This is a genomic window from bacterium, from assembly GCA_040755755.1.
Lineage (GTDB): Bacteria > SZUA-182 > SZUA-182 > DTGQ01 > DTGQ01 > DTGQ01.
Map to the genome: position 1 here is coordinate 1 of JBFLZW010000069.1, position 25,415 is coordinate 25,415.

At 51.3% G+C, this 25,415-nt stretch carries 18 protein-coding genes; 10 read left to right on the forward strand and 8 right to left on the reverse strand.

Annotation, left to right across the window (positions count from 1 at the left end):
- Positions 1-174 precede the first annotated feature (174 nt).
- Complete coding sequence (rnhB, locus tag AB1611_19080) at positions 175-849, reverse strand: ribonuclease HII (protein MEW6381687.1); 675 nt, start codon at positions 847-849, stop codon at positions 175-177.
- A 256-nt stretch (positions 850-1,105) separates the two neighbouring features.
- Here rnhB and AB1611_19085 point away from each other — a divergent pair, with 256 nt between their 5' ends.
- Positions 1,106-3,418, forward strand: a complete 2,313-nt coding sequence (locus AB1611_19085) for a hypothetical protein (protein ID MEW6381688.1) — start codon at positions 1,106-1,108, stop codon at positions 3,416-3,418.
- Positions 3,419-3,517: 99 nt separating this feature from the next.
- On the opposite strand, the gene aroA is transcribed toward AB1611_19085, so the two are convergent.
- A complete protein-coding gene (gene aroA, locus AB1611_19090; GenBank protein MEW6381689.1) occupies positions 3,518-4,807 on the reverse strand; it encodes a 3-phosphoshikimate 1-carboxyvinyltransferase in 1,290 nt (429 codons plus the stop codon).
- 67 nt (positions 4,808-4,874) lie between these two features.
- Complete coding sequence (gene aroE, locus AB1611_19095) at positions 4,875-6,335, reverse strand: shikimate dehydrogenase (GenBank protein ID MEW6381690.1); 1,461 nt, start codon at positions 6,333-6,335, stop codon at positions 4,875-4,877.
- 487 nt (positions 6,336-6,822) lie between these two features.
- Here aroE and AB1611_19100 point away from each other — a divergent pair, with 487 nt between their 5' ends.
- Positions 6,823-8,742: a radical SAM protein gene (locus AB1611_19100; protein MEW6381691.1), complete on the forward strand. Its 1,920-nt coding sequence runs from the start codon at positions 6,823-6,825 to the stop codon at positions 8,740-8,742.
- A 72-nt stretch (positions 8,743-8,814) separates the two neighbouring features.
- Here the strand turns inward: AB1611_19100 and AB1611_19105 are convergent, their stop codons facing one another.
- On the reverse strand, positions 8,815-9,867 hold the full coding sequence (locus tag AB1611_19105; protein ID MEW6381692.1) for a DUF4325 domain-containing protein: 1,053 nt from the start codon (positions 9,865-9,867) through the stop codon (positions 8,815-8,817).
- A gap of 239 nt (positions 9,868-10,106) precedes the next feature.
- Here AB1611_19105 and AB1611_19110 point away from each other — a divergent pair, with 239 nt between their 5' ends.
- The 5 genes from AB1611_19110 to AB1611_19130 all read left to right on the forward strand — a co-directional run bounded on the left by AB1611_19110 (position 10,107) and on the right by AB1611_19130 (position 14,895).
- On the forward strand, positions 10,107-11,144 hold the full coding sequence (locus tag AB1611_19110) for an ATP-binding protein (protein MEW6381693.1): 1,038 nt from the start codon (positions 10,107-10,109) through the stop codon (positions 11,142-11,144).
- A gap of 67 nt (positions 11,145-11,211) precedes the next feature.
- The gene (locus AB1611_19115; protein MEW6381694.1) at positions 11,212-13,713 is read left to right on the forward strand and encodes an FAD-dependent oxidoreductase; all 2,502 of its coding nucleotides are present in this window, start codon (positions 11,212-11,214) and stop codon (positions 13,711-13,713) included.
- 331 nt (positions 13,714-14,044) lie between these two features.
- Entirely contained in the window at positions 14,045-14,398 is a 354-nt protein-coding gene (locus tag AB1611_19120) for an endonuclease NucS domain-containing protein (protein ID MEW6381695.1), read from the forward strand.
- Between the two features lie 5 nt (positions 14,399-14,403).
- Complete coding sequence (locus AB1611_19125) at positions 14,404-14,622, forward strand: DUF4160 domain-containing protein (protein MEW6381696.1); 219 nt, start codon at positions 14,404-14,406, stop codon at positions 14,620-14,622.
- Positions 14,623-14,634: 12 nt separating this feature from the next.
- On the forward strand, positions 14,635-14,895 hold the full coding sequence (locus tag AB1611_19130) for a DUF2442 domain-containing protein (protein ID MEW6381697.1): 261 nt from the start codon (positions 14,635-14,637) through the stop codon (positions 14,893-14,895).
- A gap of 366 nt (positions 14,896-15,261) precedes the next feature.
- Here the strand turns inward: AB1611_19130 and AB1611_19135 are convergent, their stop codons facing one another.
- Together AB1611_19135 and AB1611_19140 are read right to left on the reverse strand one after the other, a co-directional pair.
- Positions 15,262-17,676, reverse strand: coding sequence for a U32 family peptidase (locus AB1611_19135; GenBank protein MEW6381698.1), 2,415 nt, complete (start codon positions 17,674-17,676; stop codon positions 15,262-15,264).
- 128 nt (positions 17,677-17,804) lie between these two features.
- Positions 17,805-18,431, reverse strand: a complete 627-nt coding sequence (locus AB1611_19140; GenBank protein ID MEW6381699.1) for a helix-hairpin-helix domain-containing protein — start codon at positions 18,429-18,431, stop codon at positions 17,805-17,807.
- A 677-nt stretch (positions 18,432-19,108) separates the two neighbouring features.
- Between AB1611_19140 and AB1611_19145 the strand changes: the two genes are divergently transcribed.
- From AB1611_19145 to AB1611_19155, 3 genes are all read left to right on the forward strand, one after another.
- Entirely contained in the window at positions 19,109-20,338 is a 1,230-nt protein-coding gene (locus tag AB1611_19145) for a hypothetical protein (protein ID MEW6381700.1), read from the forward strand.
- A 131-nt stretch (positions 20,339-20,469) separates the two neighbouring features.
- The gene (locus AB1611_19150; protein MEW6381701.1) at positions 20,470-21,678 is read left to right on the forward strand and encodes a DUF4912 domain-containing protein; all 1,209 of its coding nucleotides are present in this window, start codon (positions 20,470-20,472) and stop codon (positions 21,676-21,678) included.
- A complete protein-coding gene (locus AB1611_19155) occupies positions 21,679-23,265 on the forward strand; it encodes a 1,4-alpha-glucan branching protein domain-containing protein (protein ID MEW6381702.1) in 1,587 nt (528 codons plus the stop codon). It begins immediately after the preceding gene.
- A 25-nt stretch (positions 23,266-23,290) separates the two neighbouring features.
- Here the strand turns inward: AB1611_19155 and AB1611_19160 are convergent, their stop codons facing one another.
- Entirely contained in the window at positions 23,291-24,364 is a 1,074-nt protein-coding gene (locus tag AB1611_19160; protein ID MEW6381703.1) for a spore photoproduct lyase family protein, read from the reverse strand.
- A gap of 17 nt (positions 24,365-24,381) precedes the next feature.
- Positions 24,382-25,386 (reverse strand): ParB N-terminal domain-containing protein, encoded by a 1,005-nt coding sequence (locus AB1611_19165; protein ID MEW6381704.1) that lies wholly within the window; start codon positions 25,384-25,386, stop codon positions 24,382-24,384.
- Positions 25,387-25,415 lie beyond the last annotated feature (29 nt).

Consider the following 25,415-nt stretch of genomic DNA (forward strand, 5'->3'; position numbering starts at 1 on the left):
CTTCGGTGAAGCCCTGATGAAAGCTGGTATTACCCGGTGTGTCAATGGCTTGAAAGAATAATATCCTCTGCGTCTCTGCGTCTCTGCGGGAGAAATACTATACAGTGTTATAGCGGGTTATTGAAAAAAAACCGTCACCCCAAGACTGCGCCGAAAAAAGGCAAGCCCTCCGATTCATTGCTCCTTCCCGCTTTCATCGAAGAGCCGCTGCTGCAGAGGTTTCCGGAAGCGGGCAATGGTAGCCCATTTGGTGCGGATAAGAGGGGGAAGCGGCTTTCCTGCGGCAAGACACTGCCGGGCAAAATGTCTGGTTTTTGGGTCTGAAGGATAGCCGGAACCAAAATCTCCATAGAATTCCTGCAATTTTTTGATTTCACGGTCCCGCATCACCTTGGCCACAATAGATGCGGCAGCAACGACTGCATAGTTTTGATCGGCCTTGTTTTCTCCGCAAATGTGCAAGCCCTCCCTGGCAACCAGGCAGCGGATGTCCTGACAGTATTTCGGGATTCCCATCCCCCTGGCCGGAACATCCAGATAGATGCAATCCGGATTCAGCCGAATGATCAGCTCCGCTGACTTTTTCTTGCTCAGCACATTCAGGTTTTCCCGGTCAATCTCCTGGGGCATAACCATGACCATCTGCACCGACCGGGCTGTCTGGCCGATCAGCTCACAGATGCGCTCCCTTTTTGCGGGAGTGAGCTGTTTGGAGTCTTTCACTCCGATCGCCCAAAGCTCCTTCTCCCTCTCCTGTTCGATCGCCACCCCGCACAGGACCATAGGCCCGATCAGGCATCCCCGCCCGGCTTCATCAATACCGGCAATGAGCTGCATGTCATCCTCCATGAACTTTACTATATGCTAAAAATTGATAGAAAATATTTGACAATTATGCTGGTATTGTATATAAATATGAGATATAATTTTGTTATTACTGAAATCATTCATCCCCCCTTTTTCAAAACGGGCACGAGAGCCAGTTTAAGCATATCAGAGTTACCCATCAGGCACCCAGGTATTAACCATTTTCCATCAAGGCTGCACCAATGTCCAGGAGAAAAAGATTCATAATTAAACCTTTACAGTGAGAAAAGGAGAAAGCATGAATCAGCTCAGCAGAAAGATCAAATTTGTGGCTATTCTTATGATCCTTGGTTTTACCGCCGGGGCCGCTCATAGCGGTACCGGCAAGGAAAACTCCTCCCCGCCGAGCAAAGCTGATCCCAAGCAGACCATCGAGCAATTCTGGCTGAATGCCTATGGTGGATCATCACCAGCAGATTCACCCAAGAAGGGGGAGAAAATACCGGCCATACCCGGCATCCCCGGCACTCCACCGGGTGAATTGCCAGGGGATGAATTGTTTGCCACCCTGAGCAGGGAGTTACTGGCCAAGGCCACACCGGATGAATGCTATAACGGCATCGGCAATCCCTATCCTCCCGGCCCGCCCTGTTCCCAAGGAAAGCCTAAAGTGAACCAGGCCTATGTCTGGGGGCTTGCCAAGTCCGGAAGCAATATCTGGGTTGGGACCGCCCCGAACGTCCATTGCCTGGCTATGGGAACCTATGGCGGTAATCCCGACCCGGAGCCCAGGGAAACCGACTCATGGGTCTGCGAGTTTGGCAGCTCCCAATATTCTCGAAATTATCCCTATCTTCCGCCTGCCGGCGGTGACTGGCGGCCGCCTCACATCTATACCTATAATACCGTGGCCAGGACTCTGACCGAGAAATCACCTCAAGATCCGGCTTTCCGCGCCATGCACGGGATTCGGTCGGCAGGGAGCCTTGGCAATATAGTCTTCATGGGGGGGCCAAACGCTCTGGGAGGGATTACCCTGTGCGCATTCCTCTCAGACTCTGGCACGTATCTGGGATCGAAAAACCTGCCCGCCTACACCAATATCCGCAAGTGGGTGGTGGTGGATAATGTCCTCTACACCGCCGTGCGCAATGCCACAGGCCAATCCAAAGGAAGTGTGCTGCGATGGACGGGAGAGCTGGCCTATCTTCCATCGAATCTACCCGATCTTGCCAGGCTCTTCCAGTTTACCGTTGTCGGAAACCTGAGAGATGGCGAGGGCGCAGAGCTTGCCGAACATGAAGGCCGCCTCTTTGTGACCACCTGGCCAGGCAATATGCTGGCGGGAGAAGAGATAACTACAGCCGGTCTCTATATGAGCCCGCCCATTCCCCAAGGCGGTCTGACCGCCCGGGATGCGGACGGCTGGACCAAAGTCTGGCAGGTGGATGACTATGAGCCGGACTGGGTCACGGCGGCCACCTATGGAGGCGGGGCTCTGGCCTCCTTTGACGGCTATCTTTACTGGGGGACCATGCATGTCCCCTTCACCTCGGCACTTGCCCATTTTACCATATACGGGATGCCGGATAATCCGGAGGATATTCTGACCGCTGTTCTGGCGACTTACCGTCCGATCAGCATTTTCCGCGGGCGTAATTTCAATAACAATCCCAGGATGCAGCTTGTCTATGGCATGCCGTATCTGCCCAAATATGTGCCCCCGGGCGATGATCCCTCAAGCCAGGCCGGACACTGGGAGATTGTACCGACCAAAATGGGGCCGCCAATCTGGGGCCTGTCCGGGTTTGGCAATTTCTTTAATAACTATACCTGGACCATGTCAGTTTATAATAACAGGCTTTTTATTGGCACTATGGACTGGAGCTACTTCGTTGGAGAGCAGATGAGCGAATTTCTGGATTTTACCATCGGCTCTGTCCCGGATACTCTGCTTCAGCTTCCCACCCATTTTTTCGGGGCTGATCTTTACCGAATAGAATCTTCGAGGACTCCTGCCGTGCCCGAATCCCTGGCCGGGGTTGGCAATTATACCAGCTATGGCATCCGGACCATGCTTGCGGACGATGCCCTTTATCTGGGTATGGCCAATCCCATGAACCTGCTCACCGACCCCGATGACGATCTGCCGGAGGGAGGATGGGAACTGATCAGGCTTGGGGGAGACTTCCCGGTGTCGGTGGATATTGATCCGGGAGTGTGTCCGAACCGGCTTCCGGTGGGCAGCAGCCGCAAGACTGTGACGATAGCCATCTCAGGCAGGCCGGGTTTCGACGTCCGCAGGATCGATCCCGGGTCAGTAAGAATCGGCAGGGAAGGAATTAAGGGTACGATTGCTCCTGTCCGCAGCATGTATCAGGATGCATCGACACCCTTGGAAGGGGCTCCCTGCACCTGCCAGACCCTTGCCGGTGATGGACATATGGACCTGGTGCTTGTCTTCGATTTTCAGAAAGCTATGAATACATTCAAGCTGAAGCAGATGGTTGGCCAAGAAGTTCTCCTCACCCTGACCGGCAGGCTCAGGAAGGAGAGTGGCGGTTATCAGTTTGAGGGGCAGGATTGTGTATCAATAATGAAGGTATGGTAAGTTTTCGGGTAAGCGGGGCAATATTCTGAAAATACCGGGCCTTCCCCGATCGGGGAAGGCCCGGTGACTGTTCTACGGATTGGTTACGTAGTATCTTAATTATGTATTATCTTCTATATTCATCCCGGCTGAAAGGCCCTGCATGAGATCGACGTAGCCGGGAAAGGTCACGTTAACCGCCTCGGCTGTCGTGATCAGTGTCGTACCTTCGGCCACCATCCCGGCCAGGGAAAGGGCCATAACCACGCGGTGGTCGTGATGCCCCTCGACCCTGGCACCATGCAGCCTGCTGCGCTCGATGATCAGCCCATCGGGGGTTTCCTGTACTTGAGCTCCCATCCGGCCAAGCTCTTCGGCCATGACCCGGATGCGGTCGGTCTCCTTGATCCGTGCGTGGGCAACGTTCCTGATCACGGTCACCCCTTCGGCCACGCAGGCGGCTGCGGCTATGGCCGGAAGGGCATCGGGGGTGTTATTCAAGTCAAGCTCCGCACCGTGCAGGCCCTGTCCGATAACCCGGATTCCCCGATCAATGATCTCAATCCGGGCCCCCATTTCCTGAAGATATTCCAGAACCTTCCGGTCAGCCTGGGAATCATTGATATCGAGCCCTTTAAGCAGGCAATCGGAGCCCCTGATCATGGCCGCCGCGCTTAAAGGGAAGGTGGCCGATGACCAGTCAGCCGGAATTTTGCGGGTAAAGGGGTGGTAGTGCTGTCCGCCGGGAATCTTAAAATATTCATACCCTTCCTGCTCGTACTGGATGCCGAGGCTGTGCATCCAGTCGAGAGTCATCTGGATATAGGGCACCTCGCATAAGTGATAGACCCGGATCGTGGTGGTCCCGGCAGGGATGAGCGGGCAGGATATCAGGAGGCTTGAGACGTACTGGGAGCTGCGGCATTCCACCTCGACCTCACCTCCCTGCATCGGGCCTCTGATCCGCAGCGGAGGACAGCCATTCCCGTTAATTGACTCTGCCTCAGCCCCCAGTTGTCTCAGGGCATCCAGCAGAGGCTGCACCGGACGGCGGCGGATGGAAGAATCCCCGTCGATAATGACCTCAAAATCCCCCAGGGCCGCTATCGAGGTAAACAGGTTAGTGGATGTGCCGCTGTTGAGCATATCGATCGGGCCAGCCGGAGGTTGAGGGTATCGGCCGAATCCTGTAATGATCCACTCGCCGGAGCGGGATGCATCGATCCGGGCACCCAGTGCCTGTGCTGCATTGAAGGCGGCCAGGGTATCGGCCGAATCCAGCGGGTCACTCAGGCAGGATCCGCCCTCAGCCAGGGAAGCCATGACCACACCCCGGATAGTATGGGATTTTGAGCCGGGAATGGAAATCTCACCGGCCAGACGGTCTGTTTTTTGTACTACCAGGTTCATGGTAATCTCCAGGAATTCAGACTCTGATTCCAATCACTGGCCACTGACCACTATCTTCTCTCTCTTCTCACAATTTCAGGACTGACCTCATAACCTCGATTGGTGCCTCAAGGCCGGTCCACAAGGTGAATTGGGCTGCCGCCTGGTTCAGGAACATATCCACGCCTGAGATAGTAAGGCAACCCCGTGCTCTGGCTTCTTTGAGCAGGCGCGTCTCAGCCGGATGATAAACGGTATCAAAGACGACCAGTCCCGGTCGCAGGACAGATTCAGGTACCGGCATTTCTTCGGTCTGGGGAGCCATGCCGACTGAGGTGCCGTTAATGAGAATGTCAGCTTCGAGGTTTTGGATCTCTTCCAGTCCTCCTGACCGGCAAAACAGCTCTCTGGCCAGAGTTTGAGCCCTGCCGGGTGTCCGGTTCAGGATGGTGAGCCTGCCTCCCTGCTTTGCCACCCCATGAGCAATGGCCCGTGCCACCCCGCCTGCCCCCAGGAGAACCACTTTCTTGTCGGCAAGGGGAGTGACTGCCTCAATGGCCTGAACAGCTCCGGTAATATCGGTATTATAGCCGATCAATTTGTTCTTTCTTTTAACCACCGTATTGACGGCCCCGATCCGGCGGGCTATGGGGTCAACCTCGGTCAGATAATCCATGATCTTCTGCTTGTGAGGCATGGTAATACTGAGCCCGCAGATATAGCCTTTAAAGCCCCGCATAAAGGAAGCCAGGTCTTCCACCAGAAAATTGACATACAGGCTGTCCTGCTGCAGATGCTGGAAGGCGCGGTTATGAAGATAAATCCCCTGACTCTGGTTAACGGGATTGCCTACCAGGCCATAGAGACGAAAATCGGTATCCTTGAGGTCGCGGACCCGAAAGACATCACGGAGGCTCCGGGCTTCGATTTGCCCCGGGGCGGATTCTTTTCCCTGCCGCAGAGAGCCGAAGGTCAGGAAGGCCCCCAGCAGCGGAGCAAGTATCCGGCTGATTTCGCCATGAGGACCCATGCACAGGGCAATGATCTCCTGATCATCCTCCTGGGCCTGAAATATCAGGTCGAAAATCTTCAGGTTATCGTTGATGGAATTGGCCTGGGTGACGATTTTAACGATATCGGCCCCTGCTGATCGCATCGAGGTGTATAATCCGCCAAGATTCTGTGGCGTCTCCTGAAAGTTATGCCAGGAGCTGATGATCCGGGTCCTGGTTCCCCTCGTCAGTTCCTTGAAGCGCTGCAAAACCTCCGGACCGCAGCTCCACTCCACATCGATATAATCCGCCCCCAGGCGAACGGCCTCCTCAAGGAGCTGTATCCGCTCTGCTTCGGTGCCGGGGAATTTTCCGCCCTCATCCGTTTTTCGGCAGGTAACGATGAGCGGTTTTTTCCTGGCTGTCAGAATTTTTGCCAGATCCGGATCAGCCAGATAATCAACCCGCAATTCCAAAATGTCAGCAACTTCTTCCGCCTGCTGAATATCCTGCAGGGCTACTCCTGTGGTTATGGCAGTGATAGGTACACAGATCATGCTCTGACTCCTGATAAAGTATTCCTGAAATAACTGCTTGAGCCATGGGTTTCCTGAGCGACATAATACGCCATTCCGGTGAGGTCGTCCGCATTTTTTCACAGGCGAGGCCCTTTTCATCATCCTTAAGAACAGCCGAAGGGAGAAAAATTTCTGCCTTTCAGTGAGCGATGATAAAGGGAATCAGCCTCCCTTTCCCCTCACAAGGTCATTTGACTGAGGAAAAACCCTCTTCTTCTTACACGCGGATGTTTTGAGTTATCCGCACTCCACATCGGAACAACATCCTCTTGCCTGTCCTCTGACACTTCCCGGAATGAGGTTTTTGGCAAAAAGGCTCAAATAGTTGCTTCCGAAGATCAAAAAAAAGGATAACATAAAAGAAGGTGAAAATCTATCCCAAAATGACAGTTACTTTCATTTTCGGCAATTCAATTCACCGGATACGGATTGCAGACTCAAGATCATGGGTATAAAATGGATATTTATGAACGTTCTCCTGATCCAGCCACCGATCCGGGACTTTTATCATACCGGCCACAGAATGTATCCCCTGGGGCTTCTGCACCTGGCCTCTGCCCTGAGGGAGTCAGGCTTTCCCTGTGAGGTGCTCGATGCCTTCAGCGGAGAGCGGAAAAAAGCCCTGCCCATCCCTCGGTCAATGAGCTATCTGGAAGAATACTACCCGGCGGAGGATAAAAGTCCGTTCCGGCTTTTTGGCCGTTTCTATCATTTCGGCCTTTTGGATGAACAGATTCGTGAAAAAATTGCAGCCGCAGACCTGGTAGGCATCGGCACGCTGTTTACGCCCTATGAGGAGGAATCGCTGGCTATTGCCCGGACAGCCAGAGAACTGGGAAAATTGACCCTCCTGGGAGGATGCCATGCCACAGTCGCCGCCGCTCACCTGATGGAAGACCCCGCTGTGGACTATGTCATCCTGGGTGAGGGAGAGGCGCGGATTGCGGCCCTGGCAGAGGCCATCTGCGGCTGCAGAAGCTTTGAATCCATCGATGGGCTGGCCTGGCGGTCAAAGGGCTCGGTTAAGATATCTCCTCCGCGGTGTCTTGTGTCTGATCTTGATGAGCTGCCCTTTCCGGACCGCTCCCTGCTTGATCCTGATCGCTACCGCTTTCAGGGCGAGCGATACACCATGATGCTCTCAAGCCGGGGCTGCCCTTACCGTTGCCGGTTCTGCTCCGGGCATACGATTTTTGGCCATACCGTGCGCCTTCGCTCTATCGAGAGCATTCTGGCCGAAATGAGGCTGTGCTACGACCGCTATCGGATCAGGGTCTTCGATTTTGAAGATGAGCACTTTACCTGGCAAAGGGAGCGAACCATTCAGGTGCTCGATGCCATCGAGGCGGAATTCGGACATGATCCTGCCTTTGGCCTGCTCTTTGAAAACGGCCTCTTCCCTCACACTCTCGACCGGGAAATCCTGAGCAGGCTGAAAAAGCTCGGCTGCCGCCATCTGAACCTTCCCCTGGTCTCCTCTTCGGCAAGTACCCTCACGAGGCTGAAGAGACCGGGCTTAAGCTCCTCCTTTGCACGGACTGTCGGTGAGGCGGCAGAGAGTGACTTTTTCATCACCGGCTACCTGATTCTGGGACTTCCCGGCTCCAGCCTCGAGGAAATGGTGGAATCCATCCGCTTTCTGGCCGCACAGCCTGTGCTGATCGCACCCAGTATCTTCTATGCCACCCCCGGCATGGAGCTCTATGACGAGTGCCGGAAAAGCGGCTGGCTGCCGGAGGGAGGGTTCACGCTGCTGCGCTCTTCAGCCTTTGCGATTGAAACCGGGCAATTCCGGCGACTGGATCTTGTCACCCTCTTTCGCCTGGTCAGGATGCTCAATTTTATCAAATCGCTGATCGATGAAGCAGCAGGGAGAGCGGGGGAGGAGGAAGAAGCAAAAGGAGAGACTGCCGGGGGAGAAATAAAACTATCCGCTTTCCTGAAAAGCCTGATGCAGGAATTTCGCCAGGATATCCTGGACTACCGGGCAGGAGCCGACCTTCCGGAAACTCAACCTTACGCTCCTGAAACCGACAGCAGGAGTGCAGGTGCCTGCTCCTCCTCTTCTATCACCTCACCTCGCCCGCTTTCACCACGGGAGCTTGGGCTCTGGCTCCTGGCCCAATGGCTTACCGACGGCCATTTTGCCTTCTACCGGGTTCAGGTGGAGAAGCAAAAAGCGACTCCGGCCAGCAAGCGGAAGCAGGGATCAGGGATCGGGCAGGAAAAAGTGCCTTGCCGATGGACTTATCGGATGGTCCGACAGGCTGATTCCGAGAGGGTGTGGAGGATTTTCCTTGATTTGATAGATCAAACATCTATCCGGGGTGTCAAAAATCCGTCTCTTTCCCCGGTCTGGGATATCAGCAAAGGGAAAATACCATGAATATAGCCGCAGCCTGGCAGGGAGTAGGACATGAACTGAGGCAGAAAGAGCGTTCAATATGGATATCTCAGCTCAGATTCTTGAACTCGTAGCACTATCAGACAGTGCCTTCATAATCATTTTTTCTACTTCTTCATCAGCATTAACCCAAATGATCTTTATTTGTGGGTTTTGCTTTTTAAAAACTCTGAATATTTCATCTGCAAATGCTTGCCCAATTGTCTTTATACCTTGAAAATCGAGGAATACCTCTTTAAATCTATCAAATCTGGCTAATAGTCTCCTGGCTTGAGAACGTGATACAAGGTTCTCTTCACCATATTTAAGTAAGCTGACGGGTATCCGGGTTTTTGTAAAGCCGTAATCGGTATCCTCACTCGCATATCTGCCAAATATTTCCTGGAGGGTGTCGGAAGAGAATGTTGATATTCGCATGCATATCAGGGTCCCTTTACAAGGTTCGCCTTCGCTGTCCTCAATCAACCAGTCATCACCCGACTTTTTATGGCAAAAGTAGAGTTGATCAGATAGTATCGAGAAATAGTCAAATACGCGACTGGTAAAAAATATCCCTTCACCGGTATGGTGCTCAGGATCTGTTGTCAACTTACCTTTAGCCAGTTCCAAAATAGCGTGATGATGGTCTTCAAGTCCTAACACCTTTTTGATTTTATTAAAAATGCCAATACCATCATCGGATATCCACATCTCTACAAATGCAGCCGTAAGCTTAACAGTTACCTCAGCAGTATGACCTTCTGAGTGCTCAATCGCATTGTTAAATATCTCAGTAAAACCATATTGACATATATCCAAGACATTTGCTGGAACTGGAGTGAGTAAGTGTTTTACATGCTGCCGCCAGACTCTGTCTTCTTCCACATCAGGCCGTATTGGCACATTGTATATCTTATGAATAATATCTGTTAATTCATATACTTTATTCCGTGCTCTTCCTCGAGCTTTCAATACACCATCTTCAACCAATCTTTTTATGTACCGACTGACAGCTTGCCGGCTAATTCCGAATTTTTCAGCCGTTACCTTTGAAATGGTCTGAGGATTCTCGAACACATTTTTTATTATGAAAGAGGATATTTCCCTGCTCCTGCTTCTTTTCTCCATTTTTCATCCTTACGTCAACAATTTATTAATGTTTCGTCAATAAATTCCCTATTAATTATCAACGAAAGCCCACTGAATTGTCAATATCACCCCCACCTGCCAGCCCCTTTTTGCCTTTAACAACAAGTATTTTCTCCTTGTAACACCACCTCTTGTTTGCTATAATGTATTGCTAATCAAATAGTTAACCAAGCATAGAAAACTGCGCAAGGATATTTTATAATAAAAAAGGGAAGGAAATGAAAAACCCATTCATTAAAGCTTCATCCAAGAAAAAACATTTGAAAATCAGCTTATATGGTGGTCCTGGAGTAGGTAAGACATATTTTGCGCTTGGATTTCCCAATCCGGCGGTTATTGATCTTGAGGGTGGGACGGATTTTTACGCAGACCGGTTCCAGTTTCATGTGCTCGATACCAAAAGCTACGCCGAAGTCCTGAATGCCGTAAACTTCCTGGAGCAGGGAAACCACGACTTCAGGACACTGGTCATCGATCCCATCACGGTTATCTGGTCCGCCCTGCAGGAGGGAAGGCTTGAGTATAAGGTTCAGGACCCTGACAAGGCCATTGCAGGCGAAGAGAAATCGGGCTTCAGTTATGTGGATTGGATGCAGATCAAGCGGTTTTACTCGCTGCTGATGACCAAGCTCGTCAATCTGCCCATGCATGTGGTCATGACCGGAAGGCTCAAGGATGAATATAAAGCCAGGGGTGGTGAAATCGTGAAGGCCGGAGTCAAAATGGAGGCTGAAAAGTCCACTCCCTACGCCCCAGACATCTGCTTTCGTCTGGAAGTGGAGGATGGCAGACGGGTGGCGGTCTTCGAGAAGGACCGGACCGGACACTTTGACCGGGGTACCACGATCGACAACCCCAGTTATGAAACCTTCCGTCCCCTGCTGGAAGAAAATGATGATAATTATGAATCGCAGGCCAGGCACCATGAAGAAGATGATGCCATGCGCAAGGATGCCGAGTTTTTCCAGGAGCACGAAAAATCGGCTAAAACCGATGGCTGCGGCGGCAATTACCCGGCCGATGGAAGCAGCAGCCCGGCATCTCCTCAACTGCTGATAGCCAAATTCACCGGGCTGAAGATGAAAGCCTCATTGGAGCAATACGAGCAGTATATCCACCAAAAATATGGGCACTCTTCTGTCTTTCAACTTACGGACAGACAGATAAAAGAACAGAAAAACGTTCTGCAAAGGTGTGAACGGGATCCGCAAGTCAAGGCCCAGTTTGAAACTTTTCTCGAAACCGGGGCAATATGACGATAAGAATATACGGGGATTTCTTACACACCTTACGATCTAACCATTAATATCGGGAAATAAAAAAATGAAAGTATGCATTGTCGGCGGTGTTGCCGGGGGGGCTACGGCTGCCGCCAGATTACGACGATTAAATGAACAGGCCCAGATTATCATGTTTGAGCGGGGTGATTACATTTCTTTTGCCAATTGCGGGCTTCCCTATCACATTTCAGGCAAGATCAAAGACCGCAGCCGGCTCCTGCTGCAAACGCCTGCCAGCTTTTTTTCCCGCTTTCAGGTCGAGGTCAGGGTCAACAACGAAGTTCTGGCCATTGAACCGGCCCGCAAGTCGATCCGGGTCAAGAACTTAAAGACGGGTGCTGAATACCATGAATCCTACGATTACCTGATCTTGTCGCCGGGAGCGTATCCTTTCGTTCCACCGCTTGAGGGTGCTGACGCCAGGATGTTCATGCGCCTTCGGGACATGGCGGATATGGATGCTATTATCGCCCATATCAGGGAGCACAAGGTAAGGGAGGCGGTAGTCATCGGTGGCGGATTCATCGGCGTTGAAATGGCCGAGAATCTGGTCGAGATGGGAATCAGGACGCATCTTGTCGAAATGATGAATCAGGTGATGGCCCCCTTTGATCCTGAAATGGCCAATATTATTCATGCCAAACTCGCGGAGAAAGGAGTCTGTCTCCACCTGGGGGATGGCATCCAGAGAATAGTCGGAGATACGAAAGGCAAAGTTATCCTGAAATCCGGGGCCGAGCTCAATGCCGATGTGGTGATCGGTGCTCTTGGTGTTCGGCCTGACCATAAGCTGGCCAGGGATGCTGGGCTTCAGATTGGGACAACGGGCGGGATTGCGGTTGATGAGCAGATGAGGACCAGTGATCCCTTCATTTTTGCCGTAGGTGATGCGGTTGAAACCACCCAGTTTGTTGAGGGAAGACAAGTGCACGTTCCTCTGGCCGGACCGGCCAACAGGCAGGGCCGCATTGCTGCGGATAACATTTGCGGCCTGAACTCCCGCTATCAGAAGACCCTGGGCACGGCCATCCTCAAAGTTTTCGATCTCCAGGCCGCTTCGACGGGCCTGAATGAAAAAGCAGCCCAAAGAGGCGGCATCAAGTATCAGGCGATACATCTGCACCCGTTTAACCATGCAGGCTATTATCCGGGCGCTTCGCAGATGACCCTGAAGGTCCTGTTTGAAGTACCGGGCGGCAGGGTTCTCGGTGCTCAGGGAATCGGAGCTGAAGGAGTTGATAAGCGAATCGATGTCCTTGCCACAGCTATCCGCGCCGGGATGACGGTTTACGACCTGGAGCAGTTGGAGTTATCCTATGCACCTCCCTTTGGTTCGGCCAAGGATCCGGTAAATATGGCCGGGTTTGTCGGCAGCAATATTCTCAAAGGGTTAGTGAATGTTGTTACCTATGACCAGGCCAGAGCGATCGAAAATCCTCTCTTTCTGGATGTCCGGACCAAACCGGAATATATGCTGGGCAGTATCCCGCAGTCAGTCAATATTCCGGTCGATGAGCTGCGCTCACGGATGCATGAATTGCCAAAGGACCGGCATATCGTCATAACCTGTCAGGTTGGTATCAGAGCCTATGTGGCCTATAGAATCCTGAAGCAGTCCGGCTTTGAGCATCTGTACAACCTGTCGGGAGGATATAAGACCTACAGCCATTCCACGGCCAGAATTTCACCCGCTCCTGACTGCGGCCAGGGGAACGATGTCCCCGATTGCTGCCAAAGCAGTTCAGGCAATGGCTCATCCTCGGCTTGCTGCGGCACTTCGGGGGATTCGGGTGGGAAAACCTCGGCAAGCACATCAGCTCAGGTTGAAGAGCTTGATCTGACCGGACTCCAATGTCCCGGACCGATTATGAGACTATCCCGGAAGCTGGAAACCATGAAGACGGGTGATCGGGTAGCGGTCAGAGCCTCAGACCCTGGATTTACCAAGGACCTGCCGGCTTTCTGCCAGGCCGCGGGCCTCAAAATCCTCGATACCCGCTGGGAAGGTCGTGATTATCATGCCCTGATTGAGAGAGCGGAGAAGGAACACCGCCAGTCGGGGAATAACCATAACGGAAACAGAAAGACAATCGTTGTTTTTTCAAACGATCTTGACAGGGCTCTGGCAACCTTTGTTATTGCCAATGGAGCACGGGCAATGGGGAATGAGGTGACCTTATTCTTCACCTTCTGGGGGCTCAACATTCTGCGAAAAGAGCGGGCTACTCCGGCCCGTAAGCCTCTGCTCGACCGAATGTTCGGCATGATGATGCCAAAAGGCGCACAGCGCTTGAAACTTTCCAAACTGCATATGCTGGGCATGGGAACAGGCATGATGAAGTATGTCATGAAAGAAAAAAACGTCGATTCTTTAGCCAGTTTAATAGAAGCAGCGATGAAATCAGGTATCAAGTTCGTTGTCTGCTCGATGTCGATGGATGTCATGGGGATAAAAAAGGAAGAGCTCATCGATGGCGTCGAGGTCGGCGGAGTCGCTCAATACCTGAGTGAAGCGGACCGGGCAAACATGAATTTGTTCATTTGAAAGCTCCTCCACCCTTCTTTTAAAAATGAGGAGAGAGAAACTTAGTTACAGCACGTTAATACATGGCCAATATCTCGTAGGGGGCAGGTTTCTGCCCCCATCGTTATTTTGCTAGCATTTGCAGTGACAACCACATTGTGGGGTAGCTGCTAGGAGTGCCACGGTAAGATACCACATTTTTCTCTGCACGTTAATTAATTACAAAAAAACCGAAAAAGATTGTCAGCTTGAATATACCTCTTGCTTAAAAACCTATTTTGCAGTATTCTTTTTAAGTCATTGAATTCTCTTCAGAGTCGCCAGTTATCAAGTTATACCAGAAGGTAAGAGTATGAATCTATTCACTATTGATAAAAATGGAAAGTTGATCCCGTATAAGGAGCATGATTTCAAAGATTCCAATCGAGAAACTGATCTGGAAGCCTTGCTTGAGAACAATCCTGAGTACTTCTTTGAAGAGGGTAAAATTTTCATAATTGGCCGTCAGGTCACTACTAACCTAAATTCTTTCATTGACCTACTAGGTCTTGATAAGGCCGGTAATACTGTAGTTATAGAATTAAAGAGAGGGAAAACTCCTCGTGAAACGATTGCTCAGTTATTAGAGTATGCATCGTTCATTGAAAATAATGAAGGTACAAAGGCAATAGCATGCCCGAAATTTGTAGATTCTATGGTCTTCTAATATTCGTGAACTACAATGAGCATAATCCACCGCATTTCCATGTGAGATACCAGGATCAAGAAATCACTGTTGAAATCCAAACAGGAACTGTACAGGGGAAGATGTCTCAGCGTGCACTGAAAATGATCTTTGAATGGTATGAGCAGCATATCGAAGAATTACACCTGGATTGGAACCTGGCTCAGGAAAGAAAACCGCTTAAAAGAATAGACCCATTACCTTAAGAAGGGATAACTATGTTTTTGCATGTCATAGAAGCAACCTACTTAGAGGATTACAGATTAAGGCTCAAGTTTAACGATGGCAAAGTCAAGGATGTTGATTTGAAAGATGAGCTATACGGCGAGGTATTTGAGCCGTTAAGAGATATTGAGGTATTTAAGAAGGTAAGGGTAAATAAAGAAACCAATACGATAGAGTGGGAGAATGGTGCTGATTTTGCCCCTGAATTTTTATACGAAATTGGCCAGGAGATAAAGGAGGTCAAAGCAGCATAGAGTAAGGGAACTCCCAACAAATGATTTACCCATTGAAGAGTAGCGCCTTTCTCCCTTGCCCTCTTGAGGGTACCTATAGCTTCCTCGCCCGTGAGGGCACATCTTTTCTCCCTCGCCCCTGAAGGGGCTGGGGTAGGGGCCTTTGTAGTTAGTAGCTTACAGTTAACACTATTGCCCTTGAGGTAGGGAGTCCCTCTGGGGCTCTCTGTGTGGCAGGTGAGGGATAAGAATAGTTGCCTTATCAGCCCCCCTCACCCCAACCCTCTCCCCCTCAAAGGGGAGCGAGGGAGTGAATGGGCGGCTTTAACTGGCCGCGTATTTAATGCGCAGTGTACTAAGTACCCCTCCGGGTAACTCCTTATGGGATCAAATTCCCCTCTTGAAATGCCCGGTGGTTGTTGCAGGTAAGATCCTCTTGATTGCCTGCCTATCCCCCTCCCTGTCCTGCTGGTTATGTCCCTGCTCCCCGGCCAGGATTCCGGCCATATAATCCAGGATCATTCTTTTTTCCCTCCCTGTCAGATGATAAAACGGGAAGCTGCGCATATCCAGAACAAACCAGGATATCCGGCCCTTCAACTGGCGCACTGCTTCGGGAGTGAAAAGAACGGCATTGTTGAAAACCTGCGTATATGCTCCCGGACGTTTATAAACGTAAAAGGGCATATTCCGCTCATCATACCAGACCGCATACTGGCGGCATGAGGTGAGGCAGCGCTCATCGCATGCCTTTTTGCGGCAGTGTGCCGTGTCCCGGAGCAGACACTGGCGGCTCGTCATCAGGGTAAGAGGCCCAAGGACGGTGATCCAGGTCTCGATGTCAATACCTGCACTGGCCTCGGTGATCTGTCTGGCGTTCAATTCCGGAGAAAGGAATACACCTTCAGCTCCGCCCTTCTCCTGCAATGCCCTGGCAGCATAGGGGTTAGCACAGTTAAGGGCAGGACCGGCGATCCAGCCGATCCCTTTTTCGGCAGCAGAAAGACCCAGACCGCCGTTGTTGGCCACGATTCTGGAACAGATGGCTGCATCCAGGCTTTCGGCCATCGTGCGATACTCCTTTTCAAAAAGGATGGCCGGGAAGAAGGGAAGTATGTTACGGTTTCCGGCCATGAAGAGGGCCGCCTGGTGAAACTCCTCAGCGGTGTTGATTTCCAGGAGCACCGCCGAAGTCAGGCTTGAGAAAGAGACCGCCTCTTCCGAGTCTGAAACCAGGATGGCCAGGCCGCTCTTCACCGGCTGTGCCGCAGGCAGCGGGGGAGGTTTTACCTCTCCGCCCTGAACCTCTACCGATTCCAGTTGGCTGACAGCCTTTCGCCTTATGGCATTCAGCTCACTGACCGGCAGAAAGAGGCTGCCGATCAAACCCGAGCAGTCTACCTTCTTCAAGTCAAACGGCGTATTCCCCAGCCTCCCGAAAGTTACGAAGAATGTTTCCTGAGTCAGCGGGTTTTTCGTGGCCTTGTGCAACACCAGCCTGCTTTCGACCCAAACGGTTTTCTGCCCGTCGCTGAAGCTGGCCCTCAATCTCTGGCCTTCTTTTCCTTCAACCCTGACCTGCACGGGAAGCCGTCTGTCCTTCAGGTGCTTCAATTCTGCCTGGATGCGGGCCATCTCATCACTGTCTCTCAGGATGCAGACCAGATACCCCCGGAGGATCCTGTCCCGCACAAAGTGCTCTAGGCAGATACGGAAGACTCCGGATGCCTGCTTCTCCCCGACCACGGCCGTGCAGATAAAACGGTTATCGGGGGTATAAATATTGATCCTGGTTCCTTCCGGCAAAACAGCGTCTTTGGTCAGTTCAAGAAGGTGCCGGTCGGCCAGGTATTTTTTTACCTCTCCGGCCAGGGGCAGGGACTGATCCAGGGGCGAAGTGGCAAACATCTGCCGGGAAATCCTGTTTTCCAGATAACCGGCGCTGAATCCGCGGTTGAAAACCTTATGCAGCCGGGGATCGTCCGGATTGGGGGGGAGCCCGGCAGAGATTCTGTCCAGTTGTTCCCGGAAGGCCCGGACAACCTGATAGACATAGAAAAAGTTCTTGAGCCGTCCCTCGATCTTGAAAGAGCTGACTCCAGCTTCCAGCAGGGAGGCGACCTCTTTGAAGGCGCTGTTGTCCTTGAGACTGAGGCGGCAGGCCCCGCTCTTTCCCGGCTGGAGGTAATAGACTTTGCGGCAGGGCTGGGCACACAGGCCACGGTTGGCGGACTGGCCGCCGATAAAAGAGCTCATCAGGCACTGACCGGAAAAAGAGATGCAGTAAGCTCCGTGAACAAAGACCTCGGTTTTGATTCCCAGCCGGCTGGCAACTGCGGTCAGCTCTTGTGTTTCGGTCAGGGACATCTCCCGGCAAAGGTTGACCTGCCGGACCCCGAATTTTTTAAGGAATTCCAGTTGCCTGCTGTTATGGCTGGTTGCCTGGGTAGAGGCGTGGACTTCTGCTTCCGGATAGAGTTTCTGGAGAAGGTACAATGCACCGTAGTCCTGAACAATCAGGGCATCCACTCCGGCTTTTCGACAAACCCCGATCAGGGCCAGAAATTCATCGATCTCACCGGGAGTAATCAGGGTATTGACGGTAACATAGATTTTTACTCCACAAGAGTGAGCCAGATGCACCAGAGCAGGTAAAGACTTTTCGGTAATATTGGCCGCCTTTATCCGGGCGTTAAACTTTGGCAGTCCCAGATAGACAGCGTCTGCTCCGGCAGAAATGGCGGCCAGGACCGCTTCTTCATTCCCGCCGGGAGCAAGAATTTCAGCTTTTTGGGTAGTCATCACACGTGATTAATCGATATTGAGACTGGATTAAGGGTAAGAAAACTCAGGCCGGTTTTCTCCTGGTATTGATTTTTTCTTTAATCTCAATCTCAATCTCAATGGAATTATTACTCAGGTCATCGCCCTTATTTTGTCTCCGCGGGAGGAGCAGCTTGTTCTCCCTGGGGAGCGGTCTGTCCCTCTGCCGCAGGAGCAGCCTCTTGGCTTGGTGGGGGAGTAACTGCTTCCGGAGGAGTAGACTCTGGTTGTCCACTTGGTTGAGGTGCCGGCTCTTCCTTTTTTTCTTCCGTTACACCTTCTCCAACCGTCATCCGGTCTTTGTTTGCTTTCCAGAATTTTCCTCCAAGTCCCTTTACCTTGAGGATATCCTCGGTTTTCTTGAACGGGCCTTTTTTCTCCCGGTAGGCAATAATCCTTTTGGCCAGATCAGGTCCAATCCTCTTGAGCTTCAGGAGGTCCTGTTCTCCGGCGGTATTGATATTGATAACCTCTGTAGACTCCTGCTGCCCGGCTGCCGGTGGTGCAGGTTGCTCGACTGCCGGCGGTGCAGGCTCCTCGGCTGGCGGAGCTGCCTGCTCAGGTGGTGCTGTGGGCTGCTCCGCTGGAGGTGTCGCCTGCTCCTCAGCCTTTACCGCCCCTTGCTCCTCCGGATTAGCCAGGGTAGTTGAAGGAGCTATAACGGTGAGAGATAAAACAAAGAACAAGATTGCAATAAAACCGACTACGGATACGAGAGTTTTTGACTTTGCCATGAATATTCCTCCTTTTCCTGCAAAGTGATCCTGAAAAAACCGGCCTTGGTATTTTCCTGTATTTACTGACATTTTTTATATTTACGATTCTTAATTAAAATTTTACATTTTTCCGGATAGGATAACATAATCTTTCTTTAAGATTATCTGGTATTTTTTGAGGGACTCCGGCTGTTTTTAGCCGGGGGAATTGTTGAAATAAGCAACTACCATATCCGAAAAATTTGGCAGTTTGCTTATTATTATGTGAGAGAAAAGCTGGTTCTTATCGGTAAGCATCATCATATGTCGGGTGGGAATGATGAATTGATGTCATGACTGACTGATAGAGTATGATCCTGCCCATAATACATGGAGGTACCATTTATCTCCCCTTTATAGAATCAATAACAACCATAACCTATCATGAGCCAAAGCGGATAATATATGCAGCCCATAAGTTTATTGCTAAGAAAGAATAAAGTCAACAAAAAAATAATAGATGAAATTCTTTTGCCTGTTTATGCTATCAATTGCACAATCCGGAATGTAAAACTACCCTTGGTTATTTATTGACAATAATTTCTAAATATTTTAATATCAATTACATTTGCTGCCGGGTGCAGCAGAAGTCATCGAGTCCTTGATCGCTTACTACAGCAGTCAGGATGCCACGTTACGGACCTGGAGAGAGAATAATGGCAAAGGTATGTCATACTCTTGGCTTCCTTATGCACCAACCCCCTGACATCTTCAGTTTACTTGTTGAGAACCAGATGGGAAGGCTTGTGCAGATCATCAATAGCTATCAGATGCCATTAAAGTATCTGGACAGCTACCGGGATTCCCTGAAAATTCATGTCGGTTTCTCCGGCATCCTTCTTGAGCAGCTTCTCAGCAGGGAGGTTATCGATGCCTGCCGAAAGGTTATTGATATTCCGTTAATGCTGAATGAATATCGGGAATCGAAAAATGTCGAGATCATCGGCCTTGGATATTCCCATCCTATCTTTCCCCTGATCCCGTCTGTGGATTGGAATTCACAGATAGCGCAGGGCCGGGAGATTATCAGGGAGGTTTTTGGACAGGAACCGAAAGGATTTTGGCCATCAGGCAGAGGATTTTGTCCGCAGATGATCCCTGTGCTCAAAAAATACGGGTATGAATATGTTATTCTGGACCGGTCAATAATAAAACCAGGATCCAGGGAGGTGGTTAAAGGCCGACATGGCAGGGAGCACTATTCCACCATTGGAAACCTGACCTACCAGGGAATTGAAATCGGCGCTGTGCTTATCAGTAAGGGATTTGATCACCTCCAGAACGGCGATTCCCCGCTAGAGCCTTCATCCGCTCATCCATATAGTGAAAATCCGTCCGGGCAGAGGCAGAGAAATCCGCTGGTGGTTGACTGGCTTTTTATTGACGAGCTGACCGGTCGAAGGACGGCTGGCGAGCCTGAAGACTGCGAATTCTGGGAAGGATGCTTTTCCCCCTACCTGGAGCGGATATACAAGGCCGGCTTGGCAGTCAGAGGTGTACTTCTCAGGGAGTTCCTGCATGACATGAAAGTGCGGCACCTGATGACTGTCCGGCAAGGAAGTGGCTTTGCAGCAGGGTCACAGGCTGATGACGGTCATTCGGCCTCCATCGGCAGGTACGCCGCATCTGACCGTGCCAGGGCGATTGAAGATGTCTGGCAGTTGAGCCAGCTCTATCATGAAGTAAAGTCAGCCTTATTGCGAAAGGCAGATCGCAGCCTCTGCCAGGAATATTTATCAGGTCTTTTGGAAAAAGCCGAGAAATGGCTGCTGAAATCTCAAACCGATTGCTATTTCGCGGAAGATGGACCCTGGGCGGCAAGGCTCTATGATAATATCAAGCCGGGTCTCATTCTTCTGAAGGAAATAAAGCGGCAGGTATTATAAGCTCGAATTGTAAACCTGAAGGTAGGAGAAAATCCATTTGTCCTGACTTCTGACTTCTGACTCCTGACTTCTGACTCCTGACTCCTGACTTCTTGTTCTAACCAGGAACTTATCCGGAAAGTAAGAGCAAAATGAGCACCAGCCATACAACGGGCAATGGCCAGAATCCATCTCCAGCAAAGGAACGGGAGATTATCTCTCAGGAGTGGCTGTCTCCGCTTCTGCTCCTTCTGGAGGTTGATCCAGCGCATATATATGCCTGCTGGGAGGTATGGCCTGAGGATCTGACCGCCATTGGTGAGCAGCTTAAGGGCATTTTTCAGCAGACCCGGCTCACCCTCCGGATATTTGCAGGTGACGGGAATGAGCAGCAGCCCGGCTCATATTTTGATGTCCCGGTGGAAGGATGGAAGAATGACTGGTATATCGAGGTTCCTCAATCCGACAGGGCGTATTTTGCCGAATTGGGGTTAATATCTCTTTCATCGAATGACTTTTATGTCATCAAACGGTCAAATGTCGTCAAAACTCCGAAAAACATCCTCTCTCCACCTCAGCAGCACCAGGAACAATGGATGAAAGTTCTCGGCGAGTATGAAACCATAAGCATGGTCAATCCCGATGAGCAGCTTCTGGCCCGACAACTCTTGCCCCAGCAGCCACCCTCATCACAAACCCGGAAATCCATCAGCCGGAAGATGATTGAAGAATATTACAGCAACCTGCCTCAAGATCAGCCCAGGGAAGTTATGGAGCTGCAAGGGGAGAATATACCCTGCTGGCCGGCTTCACCTGCATCTTCACCGGAAAATGCCCTACTCCCCCTTTGGGACGCAGAAGAACCGGCAGGCATGGCCGGGCAGGTCGCCAGCAGCAGCCCTTTCAGCCTCAGCAGTCTGAGCAGCGCATCATTTGGAGCATCCGGTATCTTGAGCAGTTACTTCAGTGCCAGCCTGAGCAGTCCTGCAAGCAGTCCCTTGAGCAGCCCCTTCAGCAGTTATTTGAGCAGCTACCCATCGGCCAGCATGGGTAATTACTCCAGCCTGAACAACCGCCGTTCGGAAGAAACCTCCTCAGAAAGTTCTTCTCCTCGCCAGGTGAAAGGATTTTTCCAGTATGACCTTGATCTTTTGATCTATGGCCGTGCTCAGCCAGGGGCAGCGGTATATATTGGCGAGGATGCCGTTGAAGTCCAGCCGGATGGCAGCTTCTCCTGTCGTCTGAATCTCAGCCAACAGGGGAGGCATTGGATTACCTTACGGGCATGTTTGCCGGAAGGCGGAGAAGTCCATGAATTTATTCCCGTCTGGCTGCAAAAGATCAGGGTGAGTGGAGATTAAATGGAGCCGCGGGCTTATTTTTGTCTGGTTCTTCATGCACACCTCCCTTTTGTCAGGCATCCTGAACAGGACGAGTGTCTGGAGGAGCGGTGGTTTTTTGAGGCCATCAACGAAAGCTATCTCCCCCTGCTTCAGGTGCTTGATAACCTGGTTGAGGAAGAAGTTGATTTTCGGCTTACCGTAAGCTTAAGCCCTACCCTGATAGCCATGCTCAACGATCCTCTGCTTCAGGAACGATACATCCGGTATCTGGACAGGCTGATTGAGCTGGCGGAAAAAGAGGTCCAAAGAAACAGGCTCCATCACAAGCTCCTGTCGCTGTCTTCCCTGTATTATGATAAGTTCTCGGCCAATAAAGTTCTTTTCCAGCAGAAGTATCAGCAAAACCTGATCCGGGCCTTCTCCCGGTTTCAGACCCTGGGAAAACTGGAGATCATTACCTGCCCGGCCACCCATGGCTATCTGCCGCTGTTAAAGATGAATCCCTCCTCGGTACGGGCTCAGATTGCCGTAGCCCTGAAATGCTATCAAAGCTCCTTTGGAAAGCCCGCACGCGGCATATGGCTGTCTGAATGTGGATATTATCCGGGTCTGGACGATGTGCTGCGGTCTTTTGGCCTGCGCTTCTTTTTTGTGGACACCCACGGACTTTCCTTTGCTCACCCCCGGCCCAAATATTTTGTCTACGCTCCAGTTTATTGCCCGTCAGGAGTGGCTGCGTTCGGTCGTGATCAAAAGTCCGCCCGGCAGGTGTGGAGCGCTCAGGAGGGATATCCCGGAGATCCGGACTACCGGGAATTTTACCGTGATATCGGGCATGACCTTGACTATGAATATATCCGGCCTTACCTTCACCAGAATCTGAGGGTGGATACCGGCATCAAGTATTACCGGATTACCGGGGCAACGGATCACAAGGATTTCTATGATCCGCAGAAGGCACTGGTCAAAGCCAGAGAGCATGCCCGGGATTGCTTTTGCAGCCACGAAAGCTGCGGCCTTTCCCTGAGTCAGGGGATGGACCGCCCGCCTCTCTTTGTTGCGCCGTACGATGCGGAGCTGTTTGGCCACTGGTGGTATGAGGGGCCTGACTGGATCAACTTCCTGATTCGGGAAATGGCGGCTGGCAAGGATTCACTCAGGATGATTACCCCGTCGGAATATCTGGAAAAATTCCCCATCAATCAGGTTTCCCAGCCCGCCGCTTCGAGCTGGGGATGGAAGGGATATCACGAGATGTGGCTGAACAGCACCAATAAGTGGATTTATGCTCCCTTATTCAAGGCTGCCCAGTATATGGAATATCTGACCGCACGGTTTTCCGGCAGCAATGGTGTGGTGCGAAGGGCCCTGAATCAGGCCAGCCGTGAGCTTCTGCTGGCGCAGGGGAGTGACTGGGCCTTCATCATCCATAATAAAACCAGCGTCCAGTATGCCACAAAGCGCACCATTGCCCACCTTGAGCGGTTTAACCGAATCTGCCGCCAGGTCGAAGCCGGGGCTATCGACCTTGAGTGGCTTGAATCGATCGAGAAATTGAACAACCTTTTCCCTGACATCGGATTTGAGGTCTATCAGACTGATTAGCCCGCCGACAGATTCCCTCTTCCACTCATTCCCGGCAGCGCTGATCGAGCCAGGATTGAAGCTCCTGATTGCTGGCCGGAGCAAATCCAAGGCAGTTTCGCCATACTTTGGGGCTTTCCATACACAAATAAAGAAAACAGTGAGGAGCCCGCTCCCGGATCCACTGGACCATTTTGGCGTAGATCTCCTGACGGAGAACTTCCAGGTATCTCATCTTTCCGTCAAGACCTTGAACAAACTCCTCATAAATGATCCGGCTGTGGCGAAACTTTTCCTGAATGATCGGTTTGAGCCTTGGCAGGTATCGAAAGCAGCCCAGGCTGATCCAGGCAATCCGGGATGCTGTGATTGTTGAAAAAAGCTGCTCGATGGTTTTCCGATACTCTTCTTCCCAGCCGGGGTAATAAATAATCGGATCAAAGTGAAAGGCCAGGCGGTATCCCCAGTCCTGGCATTTTCGGGCCGCCAGCAGGCGCTCCTCGATGGAGGGTGCTCCAAGCTCTTCCCGCCGGACAATCCCGGCTGAGTTCAGTGACCAGGCCACAATGGTTTTTCCCCGGTGATCCAGGTTGTTCAGGTTATTGATATTGGTGGTTTTGGTCTTGATTTCCAGATAAGCGTTTTTCCGGGCGGCAAAATAAGGAACAATGATGGTGGACAGCCCCGTCAGATGGTCCAGAACCAGGCTGTCGGTGAATTCGCCGGTGCCGATCCGGAAAATATTCGCAGGATAGTGAGAAAAGAGTGCATCCAGCTCCGACAGCATATCGTCCACATTGGCATGCACAACCATGGCCGGATGGTCCAGGTAGGATTGCAGGATGCAGTAGGTGCAGGACAGGGGACAGTTTGATCCGATGTTCAGGATCTTGTACTGGCAGCACAGATAGTGCAGGGTGCCGGGACAGGGTTTATAAAAGTTTCCCTGATGCTGAGTTATGATCAGATCATCCGTAGTCAAAAGATGAAAGAAATCCTGATCGATTTTCCGGTATTCTACCGGAACTGAAGGAGCATTCCGGAGAATGGCATCAAGAAGCAGGGAGGATGATTTAACCTGCGGGCTGATAATGATTCTTTTTGGCAGATATAAAGGCATGATTGATAAGCTTAAGGTTACGACTTGATGATGTTGTTGAATTTTCCATTAGTTACGAGCTGATTTAAAAAGTCGAGCTTCTGCCGGAATTCGGCCAGGTCGGAAAACTTCAGCTCAAATTTATAGCTTCCATGCTCAAAATTATGGGGTGGATACAGCTCAAGCTGCTCCGGCAGCCGGAGCAGCTTTTTCTCCCTGCTAAACTCCTCCTCGATGGCAGTCAGGCGAGGGTATCGCCTGGCACGCCAGAAAAATCGGATGGAATTGGCTTTTTGCCGCTGATCGAGGTCACTGGCCAGAATATCCAGGACAGGTTGGAGAGTGAGGAGACTTTCAAGAGGTGTATGGTCTCGCAGGGCGATCTCCTGCACATATTCCAGAATCTCAAACTGCTGACTGAGAGTGAAGGGCAGCCGGCGAAGGAATCGATACAGGGCAAGCCGTGCAGCAGGGGCAACTTTGACAAGCCGCCACCCAAGCTGAGGATCAGCCTTCCCCACCGCCACATCCTGGGCAATCTCATCCTCCAATTCCGCGAGCTGAACGACCCGCTCAAGCACTTTCCGCTGGGGTAAAAGTCCCAGCCGGGGGAGAAAATCCTGAATGACCATATCCTGCGGAAAAAAGGCCTGAAGCCTTTGGATTATTCTGGCCTGCTCTATGATGTTCGGCTTATGGTGGCTGAGAAAGACCGAGAGGCTGAGCCGGTAAACCTCCTGCGCGCTCATGCCTGATGGAACAACCTGGCAGGGCAGAGCGGACCAGCCGAGCGACTGACAGGCATGAAAGCGCCTGGCTCCATGAACGATGAATACTTCATCATCCCCTCCCCCCTCCTGGACAATAACCGGAGAGAGAAGGCCATAGTGCCTGATGGAGCTTGCCAGCTCTTCCAGGTGGCCGGTAGTTCCTCCCTCATGATGCTGGTTGAAAGGGTAACGAATGACATAAGGCCGATGCTGAGGATTAAATTTTGCCAGCTCGATGAAGCGTGAGGTTAAGGGAAGAATATGGCTATTCACTCTTGGATAATACTCCTCCTGGATAGTAC